Genomic DNA, 10,130 nt, shown 5'->3' with positions numbered 1-10,130 from the left:
GAACCCCAGTGTGTTAAGTAAAACGTAAAGCGCCGCGTCAGTTCAGGTAAGGGGACCAGGACGGTTCTCTGACTTCGCCTAGTGCGGTAGGAAGCGGGAGCCTCACGCGTCCATTAATGGACACGAGCATCAAGACTCCCCGGCCCTGCTGGCGGGTGGCGTAGATTACCATGGTGCCGTTGGGCGCAACAGTGGGTGACTCGTCCAGAGTGCTATCAGTGAGGATCTTTACACTACCTCGCTGCAAATCCTGGGCCGCCACCTTGAAATTGGTGAAACCATCCTGGCGATGGATCATCACCAGCGTCTTTTCATCCGCCGAAAGCTTCGGGTTGGCGTTGTAGTTGCCAATGAAGGTCACACGCTCGGCACCACCGCCGCTGGCGCTGGTTTTGTAGATCTGTGGTTTGCCGCCGCGGTCCGAGGTGAAGTAGATGGTCGAACCATCCTTGCCCCAGTACGGTTCGGTGTTGATGCCAGGACCTGCCGTCACACGAGTGATCTGACGCGAACCCAGGTTCATCACATAGATGTCCGGGTTGCCGTCTTTCGACAGCACGAAAGCCAGGCGATTGCCATCCGGCGACCAGGCTGGCGCGCCATTCAGGCCTTCGAAGTTGGTGATCTGCTCACGGCGACCGGTGTCGATGTTCTGCATGAAGATCCGTGGACGCTTCTGCTCGAACGACACGTAAGCGATACGCTTGCCATCCGGGGCGAAACGCGGCGACAGGATCGGCTCGCGCGATTGCAGCAGAGTTACCGCACGGGCACCGTCGTAGTCCGAACGCTGCAGGGTGTAGCGAGTGTTCTTCTCGGAAAAACGCTCGGCTGTCACGTACAGCAGACGGGTCGAAAACGCACCTTTGATACCGGTGAGTTTTTCGAACGACTGGTCAGAGATGAAGTGCGCCATGTCACGCAGTTGCTCGGTGGTACCGGAAACACTGCCGTCAGCCACTTTCTGCTCGGTGGCCACGTTGAACAGTGCCCATTGCACCTGCAGACGACCGCCTGCCGGAGCAATGCTGCCGACCATCATGTATTGAGCACCCACCGCCTTCCAGTCACGGAAGATGATTTCGCTCGGCTGGCTTGGCTGGCTGATCATGTTTTGCTTTGGAATCGGCGAGTAGTAGCCCGAGTTCCGCAAATCATTACCAATGATTTCTGCCATGTCGTCCGGCAGCACGGCACCGCCCTGCATGCCGAACGGTACGACGGCGATCGGGGTGGCCCGATCGCTGCCGCTGGTGACCAGAATGTTCTTTTCATCAGCCATCGCGATCCCTGCCATGCAGCAGATCACGACCAGCATTCCTCGAAGAAGGTTTCTCACAAGGCTAGATCCTCAGGTGTGAATGTCATCTTGAATGAACGATACGGAGCGAAATCGCTCGGCTTCATTCCCTGCATTTCCGTCAAACGTCCAATATTCTTCACTGCCGCGACTGCCGAAGCATCGAACGGACCGTCGCCACTGGACTTGGCCACGCTGACCGAAGTCACCGTACCGTCCGGCAACATGCCGATTTGCAGCACGACCGTCATGCCTTTGCGTGCCGAAGGAGGACGAGCCCAACCTTCCGCTGCCCGCGCACGAATCAGGTCATCGAAACTGCCCGCGACTTCGTCACCCTGCTCATCGGCCAAGGCCTGCTGACGCTGTGGCGTGTCGGAAAGCAAATCTGCCAGGGCCTGAGCCTTTTTCTCTTCGGCGGATTTACGTGCCGCTTCCTGCGATTTCTTCTTCGCAGCATCGGCAGCAGCTTTCTTCTTCGCTTCGTCGGCGACTTTCTTCTTCGCCTCCTCAGCTTCAGCTTTTTTCTTGGCGTCTTCGGCGGCTTTCTTCTTCGCGTCTTCGACGATCTTCTTCTTGGCTTCTTCAGCGGCCGCTTTCTTGGCCTCTTCCTTGGCCTCTTCTTCGGCTTTCTTCTTGGCTATATCAGCCAATTGTTTCTCTTCTGCCTTCTTGGCCTCGGCTTTCTTCGCATCGTCGGCTTTCTTGGCTTCATCAGCCTTTTTCGCCTCGTCCGCTTTCTTCGCCTCGTCGGCCTTCTTGGCTTCCTCGGCCTTTTGAGCCGCTTCTTCTTTCTTTTGTTCCGCAGCCTTCACCGCTTCCTGCTCGACCTTTTTCTGTTCCATCTGCTCGACTTCGGTCTGGCGCGCGGCGGATTTCTTCGCCTCACCCGCAATCTTCTGATTGGTCTGGGTGGTTGCCTGACTTTTCGATTTCAACTGGTACAGGGTCGCCTGGACGATCGGCTTGGCCGGCGGCAACTCGGGTGTGAAGGCAAAACTGACGAACAGCATGCCGAACACCAGCACGTGCAGGACAATCGCCAGAACACTGGGCCAGAAGTAGCTTTCCGAGGCGGACGGCTCTCGCTGTTGCTGCATCAGGGGGCCTCGGTAATCAAACCAACATTACCGACCCCGGCTTTCTGCAACCCGCCCATGGCACCCATGACGGCGCCGTAGTCGACCGACTTGTCGCCACGAATGAAGACCTGGGTACGCTTGCCGCCTTCGGTGCCGGCGCGAATGATCTTGGTCACCGCGTCAGTCATCTGCGGCAGCGTCATTGCCCTGTCCTGCTGCTTTTCAGTATCGACTTCGCTGCCAAGGTTCCAGTAGTAGGTCTTGTCAGCCTTGATCGAAATGGTCAGCACCTGAGTGTTGTTGTCCTGCGGCAAGGCTTCGCTGGAAACCTTGGGCAGATCCACTTTCACGCCCTGATTGAGCATCGGCGCGGTCACCATGAAGATAACCAGCAGCACCAGCATCACGTCGATGTATGGCACCACGTTCATCTCGGCGACCGGCTTGCGCTTGTTTCGGGCTCGAGCGATTAAAGCCATCGGGAAATACCTGCTTATTCTTCGCTGGTGTGCACTTTGCGGTGCAGGATCGCCTGGAACTCATCGGCGAAGGTGTAGTAGCGGCTCAGCAAGGTTTCGCTGCGGGCAGAGAAACGGTTGTAAGCGATAACGGCCGGGATCGCGGCGAACAGGCCGATCGCGGTAGCGATCAGGGCTTCGGCGATACCCGGGGCCACGGTGGCCAGGGTCGCCTGCTGGGCGCTGGCCAGACCGCGGAAGGAGTTCATGATGCCCCACACGGTACCGAACAGACCGATGTACGGGCTGACCGAACCAACGGTGGCAAGGAACGGCAGGCTCTGCTCCAGCTTCTCTTCCTCACGGGAGATGGCAACGCGCATGGCACGGGCCACACCTTCCATCACCGCTTCCGGATCAACACCTGGCTGCTGACGCAGACGGGAGAACTCCTTGAAACCGGCACGGAAGATCTGCTCCACGCCCGAATCAGGATCCGGGTTGCTGCCGGCCTGACGGTACAGCTTGGACAGGTCGATACCCGACCAGAAGCGCTCTTCGAAGCTCTCCAGGGCGCGTCGACCGGCGCGCAGCAGATTGCTGCGCTGAAAGATCATGATCCATGAGGTCACCGATGCGGCCACCAGGGTCAACATTACCAACTGCACCACGATGCTGGCATTGCTGACCAGGCTCCACATGGAGGAATGGTCGACGACGTTAGCTTCCACGCTTTATCTCCTGCTTTGAGTGTGTACCCGTGCCGCCCGCGTCGGCAAAGGCCGCACGCAAGGATTCGGGCATGGCCCGGGGTTTCAAACTGTCGGTGCGCACACAGGCCACCAGAAACTGCCCTTCACAGAGCAGCACATTATCCGTGGCCCGCCTGACCTGCTGTTTGAAGCGCAGGCTGGCACGGTTCAATTCGATTACATCAGCGCTTACCAGCAGTTCGTCGTCCAGTCGCGCCGGCGCGTGGTAGCGCGCTTCGCTGGAATGCACGACAAACAACAGGTCCTCCCCGGCCAGTTCCGACTGGGCAAAGCCCAGCGTCCGGAGCCGCTCGGTTCGAGCCCGTTCCATAAACTTGAGGTAATTAACGTAATACACGATGCCGCCCGCATCGGTGTCCTCGTAATAAACGCGACAACGATGTGCGAACGGCTCAAGCCCGTTTTGCGCGCGCATACTCTAGTGCTTACTCCTCGGGTTGCCAATCCGGCCAGGCAACTGTTTTTTCAGTGTTTAAGGCTTTACCGCAAAAGTACCGTCCTGTGACAGTACAAACGCTGAATAAATCGCGAAAAAATGTGTATCAATCGTCCACGGCATCGAGAAACTCGTCTGCCACGGGCATCTCGCCCATTCGTGACGGAATGTTTAACCCGAAATGCAGGTACGCATGCCGCGTCACCACCCTGCCCCGTGGCGTACGCATGATGTAGCCCTGTTGAATCAGGTACGGCTCCAGCACGTCTTCGATGGTATGGCGTTCCTCACTGATGGCAGCCGCAAGGCTGTCGATACCCACCGGACCGCCATCGAACTTCTCGATCATGGTCAGCAGCAAGCGCCGGTCCTGATGATCGAAGCCATGCTCATCGACATCCAGCAGATTCAACGCCAGATCGGCAACCGACTTGGTGATATGACCCTTGGCCCGGACCTCGGCAAAATCGCGCACCCGACGCAGCAGACGGTTGGCGATCCGCGGCGTACCACGGGCACGACGAGCGATTTCGAAGGAACCCTCCGGATCCAGTGGCAGACCGAGAATCGCCGCCGACCGACTGACAATCGTCGCCAGATCCGCCGTGCTGTAGAACTCGAGACGCTGGACGATACCGAAGCGGTCACGCAACGGGTTGGTCAGCATGCCAGCACGGGTGGTGGCGCCGACGAGGGTGAACGGTGGCAGATCAAGCTTGATCGAGCGCGCCGCCGGCCCTTCGCCGATCATGATGTCGAGCTGGAAGTCTTCCATCGCCGGATACAGCACTTCCTCAACGATGGGCGACAGACGATGGATTTCGTCGATGAACAATACGTCGTGCGGCTCAAGATTGGTCAGCAGTGCCGCCAGATCCCCCGGACGTTCTAGCACCGGACCGGACGTGCTCTTGATCGACACGCCCATTTCCTGGGCAATGATATTGGCCAGCGTGGTTTTACCCAGACCCGGCGGGCCGAAGATCAACGTGTGATCCAGCGATTCACTGCGACCACGCGCCGCCTGGATGAACAGTTCCATCTGCTCGCGCACGGTCGGCTGGCCAATATAGTCGGCCAGACTGACCGGGCGAATGGCCCGGTCCTGGACTTCTTCGCGCTCGCGCGGGCTGTGCGCGGCGGCGATCAGACGATCAGCTTCAATCACTTAAATCATTCCCTTCAGGGCGCGGCGGATCAGGTCTTCACTGCTCAAATTCTTGTCCTTGATGGCGGTAATCGCCTTGCTCGCTTCCTGCGGCTTGTAGCCCAGGGAAATCAACGCACTGACCGCATCGTTTTCAGCGGTGTTGACCGGCGCCGGGCCGTCCGGCTGGTTCGGCACCAGAGCGAACATGGCCGGCGAGGTTTCCCAGGCCTTGAAGCGATCCTTCAGTTCAACCAGCAGGCGTTCCGCGGTTTTCTTGCCGACACCCGGGACCTTGGTCAGCGCCGAGGTGTCCTGGGATTGTACGCAGCGGATCAGCTCATCGACTTCCAGGCTCGACATCAAGGCCAGGGCCAATTTCGGCCCGACACCATTGAGACGGATCAACTCGCGAAAAAAGTCTCGCTCACGCTTGCCGGCGAAGCCATAGAGTAATTGCGCGTCTTCGCGTACGACCAAATGGGTGTGCAGCGTCAGCGGTTCACCGACCGACGGCAGACGATAAAGGGTGGTCATGGGCACTTCCAGCTCATACCCGAGGCCGTTTACATCCAGAATCAGGTGCGGCGGCTGTTTCTCAGCCAAGGTGCCGCGCAAGCGTCCAATCACGTTTCAGATCCTTGAGCGTTGACCAGCCGGGGGCTGGCGACAGATGGAAGGCGGGAATCGGGCCGACGACCCAGGCGCGAAATCCGCATTCCACAAAAATGATTGCTGATGCTATCAGAGACGCAGGCGCCCGCCACGACTGCGTGCGGTTCCCAAGCCGTGCGGCAGAAGGCTGGAACGGGTGTGCGCGTGACAAATGGCGATAGCGAGGGCATCCGAGGCATCGATCTGCGGTTTGCTGGTCAGCTTGAGCATGTGCATGACCATCATCTGCACCTGTTCTTTATTGGCAGCGCCGGTGCCGACCACGGCTTGCTTGACCTGGGTGGCGGTGTATTCGGCAATTTCCAGACATTCTTCGGCGCCTGCGACAATCGCCGCACCGCGAGCCTGCCCGAGCTTGAGCGCCGAGTCGGCGTTTTTCGCCATGAACACTTTTTCGATGCCCATGGTCACCGGGCCATAGGTCTGAATGATTTCACGCACGCCGCGATAAACGATTTGCAGCCGCTCATGCAGCTCGCCGGCGCCGGTTCGGATGCAGCCCGAGGCCACATAGATGCAGCCGCCGCGTCCGGTATCGCGAACAATCCCGTAACCGGTGATGCGCGAGCCGGGGTCGATACCCAGAATTAAAGTCATAACGCCTGCTGGTTCGAAATAACACAAAAACAAATGTGGGAGCTGGCTTGCCAGCGATGACGGAGTGTCAGGCGCCATCATTGCCTGATGTGCCGACGCCATCGCTGGCAAGCCAGCTCCCACATTGAATCGTAGTCGCTCTTAACCGAGCTGAGCGGCCACGTCTTCCGGAATGTCTGCGTTTGAATAGACGTTCTGCACGTCATCCAGATCCTCGAGCATGTCGATCAGCTTGAGCACCTTCTCCGCGCCTTCCAGATCCAGCTCGGCGCTGGTGGTCGGCTGCATGACGATTTCTGCGTCGTCGCCTTTGAACCCGGCCGCTTCCAGCGCGTTACGCACCGCATAGAAACTGGTGAACGAGGTGAACACGTCGATCGAGCCGTCTTCATGGCTGACGACGTCGTCGGCATCGGCTTCCAGCGCCGCTTCGGTCAGGGCGTCTTCGTCGACGCCCGGGGCGAAGCTGATCTGCCCCTTGCGCTCGAACAGGTACGCGACCGACCCGTCGGTGCCGAGGTTGCCGCCACACTTGCTGAATGCATGGCGGACGGCTGCAGCGGTACGGTTGCGGTTGTCGGTCATGCATTCGACCATCACCGCCACGCCACCCGGGCCGTAACCTTCGTAGGTCAGCTCTTCAACGTTGTCCGCTTCGGTCGCACCGGCGCCACGGGCCACGGCGCGATCGATGATGTCGCGGCTCATGTTCGCGCCAAGGGCCTTGTCCAGGGCCAGACGCAGACGCGGGTTGGAACCCGGATCACTGCCGCCCTGACGGGCCGCAACGGTCAGTTCACGGATCCACTTGGTGAAGATCTTGCCTCTCTTGGCATCCTGACGTTCTTTGCGGTGCTTGATGTTCGCCCACTTGGAATGACCTGCCATAACTCGCTCCGAATTCTCTTGAAACGTTGCCCGCCCTGCTCACGCAGCGGCCAGCAAACAAAAAATCTCGACCTGCTCTCTATAGAAAGAAAAAAGGCGCATCCGAAGATGCGCCTTCAGGCCCGTCTTACTCAGCCTTTGGCGTTTCGCGCAAACGAATGTGCAGCTCGCGCAGTGCCTTGGCATCCACCACACCCGGCGCTTGGGTCATGACGTCCGCAGCACTCTGGGTTTTCGGGAAGGCGATCACTTCACGGATCGACTGGGCGCCGGTCATCAGCATCACCAGACGGTCCAGACCGAAGGCCAGACCACCGTGCGGCGGTGCACCGTACTTCAGCGCGTCAAGCAGGAAGCCGAACTTCTCTTCCTGTTCCGCTTCGTTGATACCCAGCAGACGGAACACCGCTTGCTGCATTTCCTTGCGGTGGATACGGATCGAACCGCCACCCAGTTCGGTACCGTTCAGCACCATGTCGTAGGCGCGGGACAGAGCGCCGGCCGGGTTGGCCTCCAGCTCTTCAGGGGAGCACTTCGGTGCGGTGAACGGGTGGTGCAGCGCCGAGAAGCTGCCATCGTCGTTTTCTTCGAACATCGGGAAGTCGACGACCCACATTGGCGCCCACTTGCAAGTCAGCAGGTCGAGGTCGTGACCCAGCTTGATACGCAGCGCGCCCAAGGCTTCGCTGACGATCTTGGCCTTGTCGGCGCCGAAGAACACGATATCGCCGTCAACCGCACCGACGCGATCGAGGATCACGTTCAGGTTGGCTTCAGGGATGTTTTTCACGATCGGCGATTGCAGACCTTCAACACCGGCAGCGCGCTCGTTGACCTTGATGTACGCCAGGCCCTTGGCACCGTAGATGCCGACGAACTTGGTGTAGTCGTCGATCTGCTTGCGCGGCATGCTTGCCCCGCCTGGAACGCGCAGTGCAGCGATACGGCATTTCGGATCATTGGCCGGGCCGCTGAACACCTTGAATTCGACTTCTTTGAGTTGATCGGCAACGTCGACCAGTTCCAGCGGGTTACGCAGGTCCGGCTTGTCGGAACCGTAACGACGCATGGCTTCTTCAAAGGTCATGTGCGGGAATTCGCCGAATTCCAGATCCAGCACTTCCTTGAACAGGTTGCGGATCATGCCTTCGGTCAGGCCCCTGATGTCTTTTTCGTCGAGGAAGCTGGTCTCGATGTCGATCTGAGTGAACTCAGGCTGACGGTCGGCACGCAGGTCTTCGTCGCGGAAGCATTTGGCGATCTGGTAGTAACGGTCGAAACCGGCAACCATCAGCAGTTGCTTGAACAACTGAGGCGATTGCGGCAGCGCGAAGAACGAACCGGCGTGAGTACGGCTCGGCACCAGGTAGTCACGGGCGCCTTCCGGAGTCGCGCGGGTCAGGATCGGCGTTTCGACGTCGAGGAAGCCGTTCTCGTCGAGGTAGCGACGGATGCTGGTGGTCATGCGCGAACGCAGACGCAGCTTCTCGGCCATTTCCGGACGACGCAGATCCAGGAAGCGGTAGCGCAGACGGGTTTCTTCGCCGACGTCGGAGTATTCGTTGAGCGGGAACGGCGGGGTTTCCGACTCGTTCAGCACTTCCAGCTCGTAGCCCAGCACTTCGATCATGCCCGACGCCATGTTGGCGTTGGTCGCACCCGCCGGACGCAGACGTACCTTGCCGGTGATCTTCACCACGTATTCGCTGCGCACGCGATCGGCGGCGGCGAAGCTCTCGGCGCGATCCGGATCGAACACCACCTGAGCCAGACCATCACGATCACGGATATCGAGGAAAATCACCCCGCCGTGGTCGCGACGACGGTGAACCCATCCGCAAAGGGTAATTTCCTGGCCTTCCAGGCTTTCGTTCAGTTGGCCGCAATAATGGCTGCGCATCATGGTAGTGGTTTCGCTTCTCGTAATTCGAAATTCGGTGGAGATTCCGTCGCACTCAAGCACTGCGAAATCTCACGCGTGTCGTTCGACCAGGGTTTGAACCCTAGTCAGATTTGTCGCCACCGGCCAGATTCTTCTTGGCTCCGGTCTTGAAATCGGTTTCGTACCAACCGCTGCCGCTGAGGCGAAAACCCGGCATGGACAGCTGTTTCTTGAGCTCTGGCGCCTGACAGGCAGGGCAGTCGACCAGCGGTGCCTCGCTGATCTTTTGAATGGCTTCCAACTGATGACCACAGGAAGCACATTGATAATCGTACATCGGCATGGGGGTGTCTCGGCGATCAGATTGCCACCGCGCGCAGGGCTTTGCGGCGAAAGAGCGGGATTATATCCATTAAATGCGGGCTGTGCAGCCGTAAGACTGCACAGCCCGCCACGTCATTTCAAGTATTGGTCGTTCAGGACATGACGGCCGCCGGGGTATCGCGCAGGCCATTCATCACACACACCACCCGTACCAGACCGCTGAAGTTTTTCACCCCGCCGTGACGCAGGTGCACCTGGCGGTCCACGTGGGACAGCAACGTACTGACCGAGCAGCCATTGTGCCCGGCCATGTCACCGAGAATGTTCCAGTAAACCTGCTCGAGCCTCAAGCACGTGGCAAACCCGTTCAACCGCACTGATCTCGCCAGCGGCCGGATCAGCTCGAAGTCGAAATCGCTGACAAACGGATCAACCTTCAGAGCCTGCTGCGAAACGCCATGTTCGCTTTGCCTGTCTGCACCCACCATATCGCTGACACTCCTTTGTCATCGCTGCTTTTATAAAGACAACATCCTGTGCCTTCATAAAAACGCAGACGCAGAGCCAG

12 protein-coding genes are annotated in these 10,130 nt (G+C 59.0%); all 12 read right to left on the bottom strand.

All coding sequences use genetic code 11. The features are described 5' to 3' along the window. Positions 1–37: 37 nt before the first annotated feature. The 12 genes from tolB to ACIP8I_RS21560 all read right to left on the bottom strand — a co-directional run bounded on the left by tolB (position 38) and on the right by ACIP8I_RS21560 (position 10,050). Positions 38–1,318 carry a Tol-Pal system beta propeller repeat protein TolB gene (tolB, locus tag ACIP8I_RS21615; protein ID WP_400763805.1) on the bottom strand — a complete coding sequence of 427 codons (1,281 nt, stop codon included), beginning with the start codon at positions 1,316–1,318 and terminating at the stop codon, positions 38–40. 17 nt (positions 1,319–1,335) lie between these two features. After that, on the bottom strand, positions 1,336–2,400 hold the full coding sequence (tolA, locus tag ACIP8I_RS21610) for a cell envelope integrity protein TolA (protein WP_007962027.1): 1,065 nt from the start codon (positions 2,398–2,400) through the stop codon (positions 1,336–1,338). Next, on the bottom strand, positions 2,400–2,852 hold the full coding sequence (gene tolR / locus ACIP8I_RS21605) for a protein TolR (protein WP_161794900.1): 453 nt from the start codon (positions 2,850–2,852) through the stop codon (positions 2,400–2,402). Before tolR ends, tolA begins: the two co-directional genes overlap by 1 nt. Positions 2,853–2,875: 23 nt before the next feature. Then, a complete protein-coding gene (tolQ, locus tag ACIP8I_RS21600; RefSeq protein ID WP_007912733.1) occupies positions 2,876–3,571 on the bottom strand; it encodes a protein TolQ in 696 nt (231 codons plus the stop codon). Further along, on the bottom strand, positions 3,561–4,028 hold the full coding sequence (gene ybgC / locus ACIP8I_RS21595) for a tol-pal system-associated acyl-CoA thioesterase (RefSeq protein WP_027612533.1): 468 nt from the start codon (positions 4,026–4,028) through the stop codon (positions 3,561–3,563). The genes tolQ and ybgC overlap by 11 nt, the downstream gene beginning before the upstream one ends. A gap of 127 nt (positions 4,029–4,155) precedes the next feature. Continuing rightward, a complete protein-coding gene (gene ruvB, locus ACIP8I_RS21590) occupies positions 4,156–5,217 on the bottom strand; it encodes a Holliday junction branch migration DNA helicase RuvB (RefSeq protein WP_007962024.1) in 1,062 nt (353 codons plus the stop codon). Beyond that, positions 5,218–5,826, bottom strand: a complete 609-nt coding sequence (ruvA, locus tag ACIP8I_RS21585; RefSeq protein ID WP_003227522.1) for a Holliday junction branch migration protein RuvA — start codon at positions 5,824–5,826, stop codon at positions 5,218–5,220. A gap of 114 nt (positions 5,827–5,940) precedes the next feature. Further along, the gene (gene ruvC / locus ACIP8I_RS21580; protein WP_007962095.1) at positions 5,941–6,468 is read right to left on the bottom strand and encodes a crossover junction endodeoxyribonuclease RuvC; all 528 of its coding nucleotides are present in this window, start codon (positions 6,466–6,468) and stop codon (positions 5,941–5,943) included. A gap of 141 nt (positions 6,469–6,609) precedes the next feature. Further along, entirely contained in the window at positions 6,610–7,356 is a 747-nt protein-coding gene (locus ACIP8I_RS21575; protein ID WP_400763797.1) for a YebC/PmpR family DNA-binding transcriptional regulator, read from the bottom strand. Positions 7,357–7,483: 127 nt separating this feature from the next. After that, positions 7,484–9,259, bottom strand: a complete 1,776-nt coding sequence (gene aspS / locus ACIP8I_RS21570) for an aspartate--tRNA ligase (protein WP_400763794.1) — start codon at positions 9,257–9,259, stop codon at positions 7,484–7,486. A 100-nt stretch (positions 9,260–9,359) separates the two neighbouring features. Further along, on the bottom strand, positions 9,360–9,581 hold the full coding sequence (locus ACIP8I_RS21565; protein WP_003227532.1) for an FmdB family zinc ribbon protein: 222 nt from the start codon (positions 9,579–9,581) through the stop codon (positions 9,360–9,362). Between the two features lie 133 nt (positions 9,582–9,714). Further along, positions 9,715–10,050 (bottom strand): ribbon-helix-helix domain-containing protein, encoded by a 336-nt coding sequence (locus ACIP8I_RS21560; RefSeq protein ID WP_400763792.1) that lies wholly within the window; start codon positions 10,048–10,050, stop codon positions 9,715–9,717. Positions 10,051–10,130 lie beyond the last annotated feature (80 nt).

Source organism: Pseudomonas sp. NPDC088414, from assembly GCF_044753325.1.
Taxonomy (GTDB): Bacteria; Pseudomonadota; Gammaproteobacteria; order Pseudomonadales; family Pseudomonadaceae; genus Aquipseudomonas.
This window is presented reverse-complemented; position numbering and strand designations above follow the sequence as displayed.